Source organism: Corynebacterium hesseae (assembly GCF_037850265.1).
Lineage (GTDB): Bacteria > Actinomycetota > Actinomycetes > Mycobacteriales > Mycobacteriaceae > Corynebacterium > Corynebacterium hesseae.
The window spans coordinates 2395796-2411530 of sequence record NZ_CP137211.1 but is presented as its reverse complement, the minus strand read 5'-3'; the positions used below and the strand labels follow the sequence as shown (position 1 = coordinate 2411530).

Annotated in this window: 12 protein-coding genes; 4 read left to right on the top strand and 8 right to left on the bottom strand. The window is 62.8% G+C overall.

The window, feature by feature from the left end:
- Positions 1 to 10 precede the first annotated feature (10 nt).
- Positions 11 to 760 (top strand): LytR C-terminal domain-containing protein, encoded by a 750-nt coding sequence (locus R3O64_RS11380; protein WP_284847702.1) that lies wholly within the window; start codon positions 11 to 13, stop codon positions 758 to 760.
- Positions 761 to 808: 48 nt separating this feature from the next.
- Positions 809 to 1945, top strand: a complete 1137-nt coding sequence (locus tag R3O64_RS11375) for a glutamate--cysteine ligase (RefSeq protein WP_070564163.1) — start codon at positions 809 to 811, stop codon at positions 1943 to 1945.
- 165 nt (positions 1946 to 2110) lie between these two features.
- On the opposite strand, the gene R3O64_RS11370 is transcribed toward R3O64_RS11375, so the two are convergent.
- From R3O64_RS11370 to R3O64_RS11335, 8 genes are all read right to left on the bottom strand, one after another.
- Positions 2111 to 3334 (bottom strand): glycosyltransferase 87 family protein, encoded by a 1224-nt coding sequence (locus tag R3O64_RS11370; protein ID WP_070532189.1) that lies wholly within the window; start codon positions 3332 to 3334, stop codon positions 2111 to 2113.
- Positions 3335 to 3422: 88 nt separating this feature from the next.
- Positions 3423 to 3803, bottom strand: coding sequence for a monovalent cation/H(+) antiporter subunit G (locus R3O64_RS11365; protein WP_070685789.1), 381 nt, complete (start codon positions 3801 to 3803; stop codon positions 3423 to 3425).
- Positions 3800 to 4072, bottom strand: coding sequence for a monovalent cation/H+ antiporter complex subunit F (locus tag R3O64_RS11360; RefSeq protein WP_010188770.1), 273 nt, complete (start codon positions 4070 to 4072; stop codon positions 3800 to 3802). Before R3O64_RS11360 ends, R3O64_RS11365 begins: the two co-directional genes overlap by 4 nt.
- Complete coding sequence (locus R3O64_RS11355) at positions 4072 to 4590, bottom strand: Na+/H+ antiporter subunit E (protein WP_070685787.1); 519 nt, start codon at positions 4588 to 4590, stop codon at positions 4072 to 4074. The genes R3O64_RS11360 and R3O64_RS11355 overlap by 1 nt, the downstream gene beginning before the upstream one ends.
- Positions 4587 to 6383 carry a Na+/H+ antiporter subunit D gene (locus tag R3O64_RS11350; RefSeq protein ID WP_339016932.1) on the bottom strand — a complete coding sequence of 599 codons (1797 nt, stop codon included), beginning with the start codon at positions 6381 to 6383 and terminating at the stop codon, positions 4587 to 4589. Before R3O64_RS11350 ends, R3O64_RS11355 begins: the two co-directional genes overlap by 4 nt.
- Positions 6376 to 6876 (bottom strand): Na(+)/H(+) antiporter subunit C, encoded by a 501-nt coding sequence (locus tag R3O64_RS11345; RefSeq protein WP_070564160.1) that lies wholly within the window; start codon positions 6874 to 6876, stop codon positions 6376 to 6378. The genes R3O64_RS11350 and R3O64_RS11345 overlap by 8 nt, the downstream gene beginning before the upstream one ends.
- Positions 6876 to 9791 carry a Na+/H+ antiporter subunit A gene (locus tag R3O64_RS11340; protein WP_339016931.1) on the bottom strand — a complete coding sequence of 972 codons (2916 nt, stop codon included), beginning with the start codon at positions 9789 to 9791 and terminating at the stop codon, positions 6876 to 6878. The genes R3O64_RS11345 and R3O64_RS11340 overlap by 1 nt, the downstream gene beginning before the upstream one ends.
- A 227-nt stretch (positions 9792 to 10018) precedes the next feature.
- Entirely contained in the window at positions 10019 to 11386 is a 1368-nt protein-coding gene (locus R3O64_RS11335) for a dipeptidase (protein WP_339016930.1), read from the bottom strand.
- Between the two features lie 97 nt (positions 11387 to 11483).
- Between R3O64_RS11335 and R3O64_RS11330 the strand changes: the two genes are divergently transcribed.
- Positions 11484 to 13457 carry an OPT family oligopeptide transporter gene (locus R3O64_RS11330; RefSeq protein ID WP_339016929.1) on the top strand — a complete coding sequence of 658 codons (1974 nt, stop codon included), beginning with the start codon at positions 11484 to 11486 and terminating at the stop codon, positions 13455 to 13457.
- Positions 13458 to 13747: 290 nt separating this feature from the next.
- Positions 13748 to 15394, top strand: coding sequence for a chaperonin GroEL (groL, locus tag R3O64_RS11325; RefSeq protein WP_070522669.1), 1647 nt, complete (start codon positions 13748 to 13750; stop codon positions 15392 to 15394).
- Positions 15395 to 15735: the final 341 nt, after the last annotated feature.

The window sequence follows — 15735 nt, the reverse complement described above, 5'->3', positions numbered from 1 at the left end:
AGTGACCAATGTGACTAATGTGAATCCGGAAAACTCTGCCTCGTCCGCTGACCGCGCGCGCCACGCCGCCGAGTCCGACTCGGCCGCCGCCCCGGCCTCCGCTAGCAAGCTCCCGCTGCGTGGTGTCGCCATGGTGCTCATCGCCGTGGCCGTCATGCTCGGCATGTGGGCTCTGTACGCCATGACCTCGGATAGCTCCGAGGACACCGCCCAGGACGCGCCCGCCAACGACGCCGCCGTGTCCGGACCCGCCACCGGTGGCGCCGAGGGCGACGCCCATACCGGCGGCGCTGCGGGCGAAGCCGACAAGAATAACGACGCCGACGAGAACGAGCGCCCGGCTGATACCGACGCCGACTCGGAGAACGCTGCTGAGGTCGGCGCTGAGCATGGTGAGAACGCCGAGGCCGGTGCACCCGCAGGCAATGCCGATCGCCCGCAGGCGGAAATACCCGTCAACGTTTACAACAACTCCGGCCGCGTCAACTACGCCGCCGATGAGGCCGAGCGCCTCAAGAGCAAAAAGTTTAGGGTCGCCGAGGTAGGAAACATCAGCGATGATGTCCTCGTCGCGCCGAAGACCACCATCTTCTTCCCACAGGGTGATGCCGCGGCCGAGAACCTGGCCAAGGAAGTCGCCGCCCAGTACTACGGCGGCAACGTTCCGGCGGAAGCCATCGCGCCGTACCCGGCCGAGCTGACCGGGGATTACACCAAGGGCGATGCCGTCGTCGTGGTTCTCGCCGTTCCCCAAGCCTAGGGAATAAAAACTTATTAAATTCACCCTGTTGGTGGATAGGATGAATGGGTGAATATTCCGGAAGAGAACTTCGCCCGTTCACCCGAGCCCACGCTGGGCGTTGAGTGGGAAGTTGCCCTCGTTGACCCAGTGACCTGGGATCTCGTGCCGCGCGGCGCCGAGCTTATCGACGTTGTCCGCGCCTCCCACCCCTCCGTGCACCTGGAAAAGGAATTCCTCCAAAACACGGTGGAGCTGGTGACCGGGGTGTGCCGGACGGTGCCGGAGGCGATGGGGGACCTTCGGGCGTCGCTCAGCGCAGTGCGTGAGGCGGCCGATTCCATGGACGTGCGCCTGTGGGCCTCGGGCGGGCACCCTTTTACGGACTTCCGGAAGAACCCCGTCTCCGCCAAGGAGAGCTATTCCGAAATCATCAACCGCACCCAGTACTGGGGCCAGCAGATGTTGCTGTGGGGCACGCACGTGCACGTCGGCATCAGCCACGAGGAACGCGTGTGGCCCATCATCAACGCGCTGATGACGAAGTACCCTCACCTGCTGGCCATTTCTGCCTGTTCGCCGGGGTGGGAGGGGCTCGATACTGGCTATGCCTCCAACCGCACGATGCTCTACCAACAGCTGCCCACCGCGGGCATGCCCTACCAGTTTGAGAATTGGGAGCAGTGGCAGGCCTACATGCGGGACCAGGCTATTTCGGGGGTCATCAACCACACCGGCTCGATGCACTTCGATGTTCGCCCGGCCTCCAAGTGGGGCACGGTGGAGGTGCGCATTTCCGACGCTGCCTCCAACCTCCGCGAGCTTTCCGCCATCGTGGCGCTGACGCACTGCCTGGTGGTGCACTATGACCGCATGATCGACGCGGGCGAGAAGCTGCCGACTCTCCAGCCGTGGCACGTGGCGGAGAATAAGTGGCGCGGTGCGCGCTATGGCATGGACGCGCTGGTCATCACCTCGCGCGAGACCGATGAGCGTTGGATCAAGGATGAGCTGGCGGATCTCTTGGTGGAGCTGGCCCCGCTGTCCGAGGAGCTGGGCTGTGCCCGGGAGCTGCAGTTGGTGCAGGAAATCATCGATTCCGGGGCGGGCTACGAGCGCCAGCGCCGCCTGTACGAGGAGACCGGCAGCTGGCAGAAGGTGGTCAAGGCCACCGCGGATGAAATGGAGCAGCTGCTGCCGCTCTAGTCTGAGTACCGAACGATCAATTAAGGCCCGGAAACTGATGGTTTTCCGGGCCTTACTTGATCGAAACGTCCTTTTGGGAAGCTGCCTCGCCTCGACGAGGACGTTTCGATCAAATAGTGCGCTAAAACGGGCGGGTTTTGCCCCCTTATTTGATCGAAACGTCCCCTAGCTCTCCGCCACCGCGCGCTTACGCGGCGCGACGAATCCCCACACCGCGTAGACGGCGATGAAGGCAACGCAGGACAGCGTCCACAGTGAGGTCGCCCACGGCTGGAAGGACTCGATCGCATCGAGGTTGGCCGTGGACATGGTGAACCACACCGGCACCGACATAAACGGCAGCGACACCACGAACAGCGCTGCCACGGAGGCGAGGCCGGCGAGTTGCTCGCCGAACTTACCGGACAGGCGCGCGCTGAGCGCCTGGTTGACCGATACGAAGACCATGACCACGAAGGGGATGGTCCACACGAAGTGGTGGTACCACGAGAAGGGGGAGACCAAGCAGGTGCTCAGGCCCGTCAACGCGAAAGCCGCCGAGCGGTTGCCGCGCAGGTATGCGGTGCGAAGCGCCAGGCAGGTAAGCGCAAAGACCACGATGACCGCCAGCAGCCACCAGATGCCGCCGTCGACGCCTAGAACGCGGTACATGAGCGAGCGCAGCGACTTCGCGCCGGGGTTGGCGTGCTCGCCCACGCGGGAGGAGTTGAACATGGCGTCGGTCCAAAAATCCATCGCATCGGGCACGAAGAGGAAACCGAGCACGACGGTCACCAGGAAGGTAATGACCGCCCCCGCGGCGGCCCACCAGCGCTTCTCAAAGAGCAAAGCCAACCCCATATAAGCCGGGGTCAGCTTGATTCCCGCGGCCAAGCCAATACCCACGCCCGGCAGGCGGCGCTTAATCGGCAGGAAATCTAGGGCCACGAGCAGCATCAAGAATACGTTGACCTGCCCGTAGTACAGCGAGCCGTGCATCGCCTCATTCGCCGGGGTCAGGGCGGTGAGCAGCACCGCTACCAGGACGGCCGCCGGGGTCACCTTCATGCCCCGCTCACGGAAGATCATGATGATGATCGCCAACACCGCCAGGAACATGAGCGAGGGCCACATAAAGGTCAGCGCACCCTTGCTGAAGAAGGGCAAAACCTTAAACAGCAACCCCGCAAAGGGCGGGTACGTGAAGGGGAACTCGAAGATATAGGGGGCGTCGTAAAGCAGGCCGCCCGCGTTGAGGTCTTCGCCCGCCATGCGGTAGATGGAGAGGTCGAAGGGGAGGATATTGATGAAGGCATGGGGCCCATCGAACTGGCTGAACTTGTACACCATCACAGCGATGCACAGCGCGAGGACAGCGCATATCGTTGGTACGCCTTGCAGCTTCTTCACGTCGACTCTCCTCGGATGACCACCAATTATTGCCTTTTGCAGCCTATATTAATTCGCCCTCATTTCCTGGGAGAAGGCGCCCGTGTCCCTACTTTCGGCGCATGGAGCGCGCGGCAGGGGCCTCATTGCGCAGCATTGACTCCGGCGGGCCGTACAGGCCCTCACGGCGGGCGATACGCGTGGTTCTTTGTGCGGTCACCGGGCTGGTGATCATGGCGAAAAGGACAAGCAGCACCAGGATGCCCAAGTCGCCGCGCTCAGCCACGCTGAAGCTCTCCGAGCCCGTCACCTTGATGATTGCGCCCACAATGGTGAAGATGAGCCCGGTGGTTTGGGGTTTGGCTATGGCGTGCACGCGCGCCATCGTGTCCTTAAAACGTGCCACTCCAATCGCGGCCGCCAAGGTGAGTATCGAGCCAAGGAGGATGAGGATGATGGAGAGGATATCGGCAACTACTGCGTAACTCATGAGTCCCTCTTCCTAAAGCGAGTAACGGAGACCGTCGAGATGAACCCGAGGAGCGCCACCACCAACATCGCGTTGGAGACCGTCGTGTCCAGCGTCCAACAGATGTAGGTGGCCAGGGCGCATTGGAACATGGCCACGAGCCCGTCCATGGCGATGAGCCGGTCAAGCGAGTTGGGCCCGATGACGATGCGCCACGTGGTGATGAGGAAGGCCACCACGAGGAAGCCCGCGGCCACGGTGAGCAGGATGTTATACACGTCAGTATCCATCAGGGGTGGCTCCTTTCGAAGATGGCAATCATATCGGCCTCCAGCTTGCGCACCGCCGCGATCTCACGCTCTAGGTGAGCTTCAGAATCGGCGTCGAGCAGATGGATGGTGAGCATGCGGTTCGCAATGTCGATATCGGACACGGTGCCGCCCGGCTGCAGGTTGTACAGGCTGACCGCCAGCGCCAGAACGAACTCATTCTCCAAGCGCATCGGGAGCCTGACGATCGCCGTCTTGGGCACCTCCTGCGGGCGCACCGCCAGCCAGCCCACTTTGATAGAAGCTTCCATCAGCTCCACAAACCACTGCACCATAAAGATGAAAAGTTTGCCCCAGCTCACCGAAATCCCCGCCACGGGCATCGCCGGCAGCGGCAGCGCGAAGACGATAAACAGGCTGGCTATCAGCCCGCCCACCAGGTTCGCCACGGTGACTTCACCCATGAGCATGCACCACATGACGATGATCCACACCATGAACCACGGGCGGAAACGGTGCTTAATTCCGGAGAATCTCATCGGGACACCTCCTCTTCTTCCTTATCCACGGAGGTGGGCAATGTGGGCGTGGCGCTTGGCGACGTCCTCGTTGTCGGCGCCACCGGCTCCGGATCCGGGAGGGGCTCGCTGCGGTTCTTCCGCGAATCGGCGCCCTCCTCGTAGCGTTCGGCGGGGTCCAAGTGCCGCGTTGGGTCCTCGGCGGAATCTCCCAGTACCGCGTAGCGGTAAATGGAGTCATCCTGCGCGGACGTCGCCGCGCGGGTGGTGACACCGGAGATCGGGCCGGCGAGGAAGGTCATCGATACCGAGGCGATGACGAGCAGGGACGTGGAGGCCAGCATGCCGAAGGGTACGCGGCCGACATCGGCGCGCTCCTCCAATTCGACGTACTCGGTGACCTCCCCGAGCGGGGAGGGTCGCGCCATGGCGAGGTTGCCTTCGGGGGCATCCCTGCGGTCACGCAGGAAGCCCTTGGCCCACACGAGGATCATGACGTAGAGGGTCAGCAGCGAGGTGAGGACAGCGCCGCCGATGAGGACCCACGACATCCAGGAACCCTCGTTCGCGCCGGCCTGGATCAACATGATCTTGCCCAGGAAGCCGGAGAAGGGCGGGATGCCACCCAGGTTCATGGCCGGGATGAAGTACAAAATGGCGATGAGCGGTGCGGAATAAATCAGCGAGCCCAAGCGCCGCAGCGAGGATGTGCCGGCTTGACGCTCGATAAGGCCTACCACCAGGAAGAGCGCGGTCTGCACCAGAATGTGGTGTACGGCGTAGAAGATGGCGCCCGACAAGCCCTGCGCGGTACCGAGGGCAACGCCGAAGACCATGTAACCGATGTGGCTGACCAAGGTGAAGGACAGCAAGCGCTTGATATCCGATTGCGCGATGGCACCCAAAATACCTACGAGCATCGTGGCCAGTGCGACCCACATGAGCAGGCCGTCGAGCCCGCCGCCGGTGAAGATGGAGGTACGCGCGCGGATGATGGCGTAGACGCCGACCTTGGTGAGCAGGCCCGCGAAGACCGCGGTGACGAGCGAGGGCGCGGTGGGGTAGGAGTCCGGCAGCCAGGCATCGAGCGGGAAGATGGCCGCCTTGATGCCGAAGGCGATGAGCAACACGGAGAAGACCGCGGAGCGGGTACCGGCCGGGATGTCCTCCATCCGGAGGCCGATCTGGGCCATGTTCATCGTGCCCACCGCGGCGTACACATAGGCCAAGGCCAGCACAAAGATGAGCGAGGAAGCCATGGAGACCATGACGTAGCCCACGCCCGCCCGCACACGCGCGGGCGATGCGCCGAGGGTCAGCAGCACGTAGGAAGACACGAGGAAGATCTCGAAGCCCACGTAGAGGTTGAACAAGTCACCGGCCAGGAAGGACACGTTCACGCCCATGGTCAGCAACATGTAGTTAGGCAGGAACACCGCCACCGGCTCGTCCTTGGTGCCATCGCGCACGCCCTGTGAGATGGCGTACCACATGACGGAGAACAGGACGACGGAGGAGGTAAAGAGCATGACCGTGGACAAACGGTCCGCCACGAGCGTGATGCCCACTGGGGCATCCCAGCCGCCCACCTGGAGGGTCTGGATGCCGGTGGTATCCGCGATGAAGATCAGGGCGGCGTTGACCGCGGCGAGCATGAGCAGGGAGAAGAAGGCGATGCGGCGCTGCGCATGAGCATTGCGCGCAAAGAGCATCGCCAGCGCGGCCGCCAGGGCGGGGATGATGATCGGAAGGGGGATCAGGAAGCTGATGTAGGGCAGCAGCAGGTCCACCAGGGGTGAGATAGTTTCACTCATCGGTGGCCTCCTTCACGGGAGCCTCGAAGAATTCGGGGCCAAACTTATCGCCTTCCTTAGTGGTGCGGCCGGTGGTCGGATCATTGGAGGCGTCGTGATCGGGGGCGGCCGAGGCATTGCCCGGGCGCGAGGCAATCGCTGCGATGGCGGTGTCCTCGGTGTCATCCTCAATCACGTCCGCGGTGCGGTAGCGGTACTGGCGGTAGGCCAAGGTGAGGATGAAGCCTGTTAGCGCCATCGAAATGACGATCGCGGTGAGGATCATCGCTTGGGCCAGCGGATCGGCGATTTCCTCGCCATAGGGCAGGGAGGTCCGGCCGTCGATTGGCGGCGAGCCCGCTTTGCCGCCGGCCATGAGCACGAAGAGGTTCGCGCCATTGCCCAGCAACAAGATGCCGAGGAGCATCTTGGTCATCGCGCGGTCCAGCAATAAGTACACCCCGGCGCCGCAGAGCACGCCCGCAGCGAGCAGGAGCATGAGGTTGGCATCCATTAGGCGTGTCCTTTCTCTGCGGTGGCAGCTTTCTCTTTTTCTTTCGTGCGGCGTGCCAAGGAGCGGGCGCGGTCGCGGGCGCGTTGCTTACGCATCTCTTCTTCCTCATCGAGCTTCGCGCCCAAAGAGGACAGGACGTAGAGCGTGAGGCCGACGACGATGAGGTAGACGCCGGCGTCGAAAATCAGCGCCGAAGGCAGGGACACATCACCGATGAGTGGCACGCCGACCTTCGTGTACCCGGTGGTCAGCGGCGGGTAGCCCAAGAGCATCGGGGTGATGACTGCGCTGAGGGAGAGCAGCAGGCCGACCGCCATGGTGCGGCCGCCGTCGAGAGGCAGCGCCTCATCGAGCTCCGCGCGCCCGCCGGCCAGGTAGCGCAGAATCAGCGCCAAGGCCGCCACGAGGCCGCCGGCAAAACCGCCGCCGGGGGCGTTGTGGCCGCCGAAGAAGAAGTAGAGGGAGAGCACCATCATCGAGGGGAAGAGGATGCGGGTGCTCACGTCCACCATGAGCGAGCGGTTGAGCGCCTTCTCCGATTCCACACCCGCGGCCAGCCAGCGGCGGCCGGTGACCTGCAAAGTCGGGCGGCGGGAGGAGCGGGTGAAGCTCTGCGTGCGGTAGATCAGCGAGGCGATACCCGTCGCCGCGATGATGAGTACCGTGATTTCGCCGAAGGTATCCCACGCGCGCAGGTCCACGAGCAAGACGTTGACCGTGTTGGCGCCGTGGCCGATCTCCTTGGCCAATTCCGGCATGTACTGCGAGATGGGTTCCTCGCGCCGGGCGTTGATGGCGAACATGCCCACCACGGTGACGGCCAGGCCCACGCCCACCGCCAGCCACGCGCGCAGGCGGCCGGATTTGGGGTCCTGCTTCCACTCGGTATTCGCCGGCATGCGGCGCAGCACGAGCATGAAGAGCACCATGATGATGGTCTCCACGAGGAGCTGCGTCAGCGCCAGGTCGGGAGCGCCGTGAAGCGCAAAGATGAAGGACAAGGCATAGCCCGTCGCGCCCACCAGGATGACGCCGGAGAGGCGGTTATCCAGCACCGTGGCGGCGACGGCGGCGATGATGATGACCACCGCGGCGATGGCCTGCCAGGGGTTCTCGGCCACGATCATGTGCACGTTGGTGAGGTCGCCGCGGATGAGCATGACGATGGGCAGCACCATGAGCGTGGCAAAGATGACCGTGAGGTTGAACTGCAGCGAACCGCGCTGCGTGGAGGCGGTGATGCGCAGAGAGAGTTGGCGCAGGGTGTTGATGACGGCGTCGTAGGCATCGTCGGCAGAGCCCAATGCGGGGTAGGCGAACTGGGCCTTCGTGAGTGTCTGGCGCTGCCAGTGCAAGAGAGAACCGGCCACGATGATGACCACGGAGAGCAGCAACGGGATGGTGAAGCCATGCCACAGCGCTAGTTCGGAGGTCTGCTCCGCCCCAAATGTGTTGTCTAGGTGCTGCGTGATGCCGTGGGACAAAGGCAGCGGCAGCAGACCACAGAAGATGGTCATCAGAGTCAGCGCCGTCGGAGGGATCCACAGGAAGGGGCCGATGTGGTGCATGTTTGCCACTGCCTCAGAGGGCTCGTCCTGTCCCTTGGAGGAGAACGCACCCCAGAGGAAGCGCAGGGCATAGGCCATGGTCAGCGCGGAGCCGACGACGACCGTCACGAGCAGCATGTTGCGTGGCATGCCGACCAAGAGCTCCTCGTGCATGATCGCCTCGAGCGTGGCCTCCTTGGATACGAAGCCCAGCAGCGGCGGGATACCGGCCATCGACATCGCGGGGAGGATGGCCAGGATGTACAGCGCGGGTTTCTTCTTGCCCAGGCCTGCCAGCTTGTCGATGTCCCTCGTGCCCGCCGAGTGGTCGATAGCGCCGACGATCATGAAGAGCGCTGCTTTGAACAGGGAGTGCGCAAAGGTCAGCGCCAGGCCTGCCTGCATGGCCTCGCGGGAGCCGATGGCGATGATGGCGGTGATAAAGCCCAGCTGCGAGACGGTGCCGTAGGCCAGGACCAGCTTCAGGTCGCGCTGCTTGAGCGCCATCCAGCCGCCGAGCAACATGGTGAACGCGCCCAAGGGGATGACCACGAGGTGCCAGGTGGGGATGTCATGCACCGAGGGCGCTAGGCGTGCGACGAGGTAGATGCCGGCCTTCACCATCGCTGCGGAGTGCAGGTAGGCCGAGACCGGGGTCGGCGCGGCCATGGCGCCGGGCAGCCAAAAGTGGGCGGGGGCGATGGCGGATTTGGAGAGCGCACCGCAGAGGATCAGCACGATAGCCACGGTGAGGAAAGGTGTGTTGGCCAGGTCCTCGGCGGCGGCGATATCGCTGAAGGACCACGCACCGGTCTGGCGGCCGAGGAGGGTAATGCCCACGAGCATGGCCAGGCCGCCCAGGACGGTGACCATGAGGGCTTGCTGCGCTGATCGCCGGGATGAGGCGCGCTCGCCGTAATAGCTCACGAGGAGGAAGGAGAGCAAGGAGGTGATTTCCCAGAAGACGTAGAGCAGCAGGAAATTATCGGAAATGACCAGGCCATACATGGCCGTGGCAAAGCCCACCATCTGGCTGCCGAAGAGGGCCAGGCGGCGCCGGGAGTGGTCGAAATAACCCCAGCAATACAGCAGGACCAGTGCGCCCACGCCCAGGATAATGAGGCTGAACAGCGCGGAAAGCGCGTCCATGCGCAGGCTAATCGTTAGGTGCGCGGCGGGCATCCAGTTGAGGTCGTATGCCAGCTGGTTGCCATCGCGCAGGGTTCCAGCGGTGAGCTGTTGGAGCACCCAGAAGAAGCCCACCGCGGGCACGACGGCAAGGAGCCCGAAGGCGCGGCGGCCGAGATAGAAAAGGAGGAATGGAGCGACGATGGTAGTAAGTACCAAGGCGCTGAAGAGAGTGAGCACGAGGTTGCGGTGGCGTCCTTTCCTTGTCGGGGACTGGGCAAACCCCACCGCAGCGGCGGGCGTTCACTAGTGCTCACGATACAGTCTGAAATCCCAATTTTCAGATTTTCGTTTCATACAGTTATGCCTGTGTCTCCTGTTGGCGTTCCGCCATGTCGCCACCAACGCATCCAGGAGTAAGCGAGCCCGCGCCCGGCGGATGGCTCTGCCGGGCGGGATAGTGCCGCTTAAGCGAAGCGCTGGAGGAAGAGAGCCTCAGCGATCGCAATCTTCTCAATCTCAGTCGGGTCGACCGACTCGTTAGCGGAGTGGATGGTACACTGCGGCTCCTCGACACCAAAGAGCGCAATCTCTGCGTTCGGGTGCTTCTCCTGCAGCTCCACGGTCAGCGGGATGGAGCCGCCCATGCCCTGGGTGATGGTCTCGGAACCGTAGGCCTCTCCCAGGCACTCACCGAGCAGGGCGACGGCTGGCTTGGACGGATCGGTTTCGAAGCCCAGGTTGGCCTCGAGGATGGTGACCTCGATGTGCGCGCCCCACGGAATGTGCTTCTTCAGGTGCTCGGCCACTGCTTCCGCGGTGGAGCGGGGGTCCATGGTGGCGGGGGTGCGCAGGTTGATGTTGGCTTCGGCGGTAGCGGGCACGGCGTTGACCGCCTCGGAGACCGGGGTGGAGGTAAAGCCGGTCACGGTCACGGCGGGGCGGGCCCAGATCATGTCAGCGATGGCGGTGGCGCCTTTCGGATCCTTCGCGCCCATGATCTCGGTGCCCTCGAGCATTTGGGCGTCGGCGCGGAAGTCCTCCTCGCGGTAGGCGGTGTCCTGCCCCTCGGCCAGCGGCCAGGTGCCCTCACAATCGACGCCGTCGATAGTCGTGCGGCCGTACTCATCCGTCAGGGAATCCAGTGCACGCATGAGGGCCTTGACGGCGTCGGGAGCCGCGCCGCCGAACTGTCCGGAGTGCACTGCCGAGTTGAGGGTGGAGACCTTGACGTTGATCTGGGAGCCGCCGCGCAGGGAGGTGGTCAAAGTCGGCACGCCTGCCTTGGCGTTGCCGGCGTCGGCGATGAGGATGGCGTCGGCGGCGAAGAGCTCGGGGCGCTCCTCGATGAGCGCGGACAGGCCCTCGCCGCCGCGTTCCTCAGAGCCCTCGATGAGCACGGTGAGGTTGAGATCGGTTCCACCCTGAGCGTCGAGCGCGCGCAGCGCGGCGAGGTGCATGGCCACGTTGCCCTTGCAGTCCGCGGCGCCGCGGCCGTACCAGCGGCCCTCGCGCTCAGTCAGGGTGAAAGGATCGGAGTCCCACGCGTCGGGGTTTCCGGCAGGAACCACGTCGTAGTGCGAGTACAGCAGCACCGTCTTCGCGCCCTCCTTGCCGGGGCGCTTGGCGACGATCGCCGTGGAACCATCAGTGGTGGTGATGGCTTCGGGGGTGAAGTTGGCGTCGACAAGCGCGGCCTGAACCCACTCGGCAGCCTTCGCGGGCTGGTCCTCGAGGCCCGGCTCGTTGTGGACAGAATTGAAGGAGACGAGCTCCTTGAGTTGCTGGAAAATGGTATCGCGGTCGTTGCTGACAAACTCAGAAATGTTGCTCATGCCCTCCAACCTACTCGCATCCTCGAATCGGCCTGCCGAGCGTTAGGTAGTAATATATTCATGGTTCTAGTCCAAATTCTTTTAGAAAGGACCTGACATGGCGACTACCACCGCCGAAGGTTCCCAGTCCACGGTCCGCGAGCTTACGCTCCGGGGCATCATCATTGGTGGGCTCATCACTCTCATTTTTACCGCCGCCAACGTGTATCTGGGCCTCAAAGTGGGTCTGACGTTTGCCACGTCCATTCCCGCTGCCGTGATTTCTATGGCGGTGCTGCGCCGCTTCGCCGGGCACAACGTCAAAGAGAACAACATTGTGCAAACCATCGCGTCGGCAGCCGGCACTTTGTCCGCCATCATCTTCGTGCTCCCCGGCCTGGTCATGGTGGGCTACTGGCAGGGCTTCTCCTTCGTCGATACCGCCGCTGTCTGCGCCATCGGTGGTGTGCTCGGCGTGATGTACTCCATCCCGCTGCGCCGTGCGCTGGTGACGGGCTCCGATCTGCCCTACCCGGAGGGCGTGGCCGCGGCCGAGGTTCTCAAGGTGGGCGATAGCTCTGGTGAGGACGGTGAGGCCGCGCACGAGGAAAACGCGAAGGGCCTGCGCGTCATCGTCTTCGGTGGCATCCTTTCCGCCGTCATGGCTTTGCTTGCCGCGATGAAGGCTGCAGCCTCTGAGGTGGCCACCTATTTCAAGCTGGGCTCGGGTGCGACGACGCTCGGCACCTCCCTGTCCCTGGCGTTGGTCGGTGTTGGCCACCTCGTGGGCTTGGCGGTGGGTATCGCCATGCTCGTCGGCGTGGTCATTTCCTACCTCATCCTGCTGCCCATCCTCACCGGTGGGGAGGCACTGAGTGACCCGGCCACGATCATGGACACCGTCGACACGGTCTTCTCCGACAGGATCCGCTTCATCGGCGTGGGCACCATGGCCATCGCCGCCATTTGGACGCTGATTAAGATTTCCGGTCCGATTGTCAAGGGCATGGCTGAGTCCTTCGCGTCCTCCCGCAACCGCAAGGACGGCCACCAGGTGGCGGTGGAGGAGCGCGATATTCCGGCACCGTATGTCGTTGGTACCATCCTTCTTCTCATGGTCCCGATTGGACTGCTGCTGTGGAGCTTCGTGCGCGGCACCGATATTCATGACCACATGGCCGTCCTCATCACGGTCTCCGTACTCTTTACCTTGCTTGTGGGCCTCGTTATCGCGTCGGTGTGTGGCTACATGGCTGGTCTCATTGGTGCGTCCAACTCGCCGATCTCATCTATCGGCATCATCGCGGTTATCGCCGCTGCATTGCTGATTGCCGCCGTGACGCGCGGTACTGAGGCGGAACCGCTCTCGCTGGTGGCCTACACGCTGTTTACCGCGGCCATCGTCTTCGGCATCGCGACTATTTCCAATGACAACCTGCAGGACCTCAAGACTGGTCAGCTGGTTGGTGCGACGCCGTGGAAGCAGCAGGTAGCGCTCATCATCGGTGTCCTCTTCGGCTCCTTGGTGATTCCGCCGATTCTGCAGGTCATGCTCACCGGCTTTGGTTTCCAGGGGATGGAGGGCGCCGGTGAGGACGCGCTGGCTGCACCGCAGGCCGCGTTGATGTCCTCGGTGGCCTCCGGTATTTTTGATAACTCGCTGCCGTGGGACCTCATCGGCCTGGGCGCGGCGATCGGCGCCGTCATCATCATCGTCGACGAGTGCCTGCGCCACTTCACCGACAAATACTCCCTGTCCCCGCTGGCGGTGGGCATGGGCATGTACCTGCCGGCGGCCATCACGATTGTGGTTCCGATTGGCGCCATCTTGGGCTACTTCTACAACCGCTGGGCGGTACGCCAGTCCAAGCCGGACTTTGCTAAGCGCATGGGCACGCTGCTGGCCACCGGCCTTATCGTCGGCGAGTCCCTCTTCGGCGTGGTCAACGCTGGCATTATCGCGGCGTCGGGCGGCGAGTCCCCGCTGGAGATCTTCGAGGGCGGAACCGCTGCCAAGATCGTCGGCGTCATCCTTTTCGTCGGTGGCATTGCTGCGGCGTACAAGTGGACGGCGAAGAAAGCCGAGGCTTAAGCGGAGCTAGGACTTCGGTTTAATGGACGGTTCGATTTAGTGGGCGGTTCGTATTAACGGGCGGTGCTGTTGCACCGCCCGTTCGCTTATAGCGTTCGTGTTGAACCTTGCAGTCGCTAGGTCTGAGTGCCAGAATGGTCGCTAGCACTTCCACATGGCAAGTGCCAGAAATAAACAGAGTCATCTATGTGGTTGGGGCTGGAGAACACTCGCCAGCCGTGCCGTCGCGGGCGTCCGTCATAGATCAGACGTGAGTGTCGTCCTCAACAAAGCTTAAGGAGCACAAACACATGGCAAAGATTATTGCCTTCGATGAAGAGGCACGTCGCGGCCTCGAGCGTGGTCTCAACACGCTTGCCGACGCCGTCAAGGTCACCCTCGGCCCCAAGGGCCGCAACGTCGTCCTGGAGAAGTCCTGGGGCGCCCCGACCATTACTAACGACGGTGTCTCCATCGCGCGCGAGATCGAACTCGAGGACCCGTACGAGAAGATCGGCGCTGAGCTGGTCAAGGAAGTTGCCAAGAAGACCGATGACGTCGCCGGTGACGGCACCACCACCGCTACCGTTCTGGCACAGGCGCTTGTCCGCGAGGGCCTGCGCAACGTAGCCGCTGGTTCCAACCCGATGGGCATCAAGCGCGGCATCGAGGCCGCCACCAAGAAGGTTGTAGACTCCCTGCTCTCCTCCGCGAAGGAAGTAGAGACCCAGGAAGAGATCGCTACCACCGCAGGTATCTCCGCTGCTGACCCGGCAATCGGCGAGAAGATCGCTGAAGCTATGTACACCGTGGGCAACGGCTCCGTGAACAAGGATTCCGTTATCACCGTTGAGGAGTCCAACACCTTTGGCGTTGACCTCGAGGTCACCGAAGGTATGCGCTTCGACAAGGGTTACATCTCCGGTTACTTCGCTACCGATATGGAGCGCCAGGAGGCAGTCCTTGAGGATCCGTACATCCTGCTCGTCTCCTCCAAGATTTCCAACATCAAGGACCTTGTGCCCCTGCTGGAAAAGGTTATGCAGACCGGCAAGCCGCTGCTGATTATCGCTGAGGATGTTGAGGGCGAGGCCCTGTCCACTCTCGTGGTCAACAAGATCCGCGGCACCTTCAAGTCTGTCGCTGTGAAGGCTCCGGGCTTCGGTGACCGCCGCAAGGCCACCCTGCAGGACATGGCTATCCTCACCGGCGGCCAGGTCATTTCCGAGGAGGTCGGCCTCTCCCTGGAGACCACCGAGCTCGAGTACCTCGGCCAGGCACGCAAGGTTGTCGTTACCAAGGATGAGACCACCATCGTTCAGGGTGCTGGCTCCCAGGAGCAGATCGACGGCCGTATCAAGCAGATCCGCGCCGAGATTGAGAACTCCGATTCCGACTACGACCGCGAGAAGCTGCAGGAGCGCTTGGCCAAGCTGGCCGGCGGCGTGGCAGTCCTCAAGGTTGGTGCCGCTACCGAGGTTGAGCTCAAGGAGCGCAAGCACCGCATCGAGGATGCTGTGCGCAACGCCAAGGCTGCTGTCGAGGAGGGCATCGTCGCCGGTGGTGGCGTGGCTCTGCTGCAGGCAGCTGAGGTTCTGGATTCCCTCTCTGACCTCACGGGTGACGAAGCTACTGGCGTCAAGATTGTTCGCGAGGCGCTGTCTGCTCCGCTGAAGCAGATTGCTCAGAACGCTGGCCTGGAGCCGGGCGTTGTCGCTGACAAGGTTGCCTCCCTACCGGCTGGTCAGGGCCTCAACGCCGCTTCTGGCGAGTATGTGGACCTGATGGCTGCGGGCATCAACGACCCGGTGAAGGTCACCCGCTCCGCGCTGCAGAACGCTGCGTCCATCGCAGCCCTGTTCCTGACCACCGAGGCGGTTGTGGCTGATAAGCCGGAGCCGGCTGGCGCAGGCGCTGGCATGCCGGACGCCGACGCAATGGGCGGTATGGGCTTCTAGTCTTTTACTCCCTGGGCTGAGGTTCCTTGCGGCCTCAGCTCCTAGCAAAACAGATGCTCCCCACGACTGACCGTGGGGAGCTTTCTTTGTTTTGAGACCCTTTTGTGTTCTCCCGTAGCCCCAAATAGGGGTAATCTGAGGTGTTCCAGCGAAAAATGTTTCGGAATTTTTTCTGTAAAGAAAGCCTATGAATCGTGGTTGAGGAGGCTAGCGTTACGTTCTAAGGCAGATTTCTTGAGCCTCCGTTTCAGACGTTAGCTATTTCTGCAGTTAGGGACGTTGTAGCTGGCTACGTTAAGAAAAGGTGAATAAATACCCTGAAAAGTAAACCTGACTCTCGA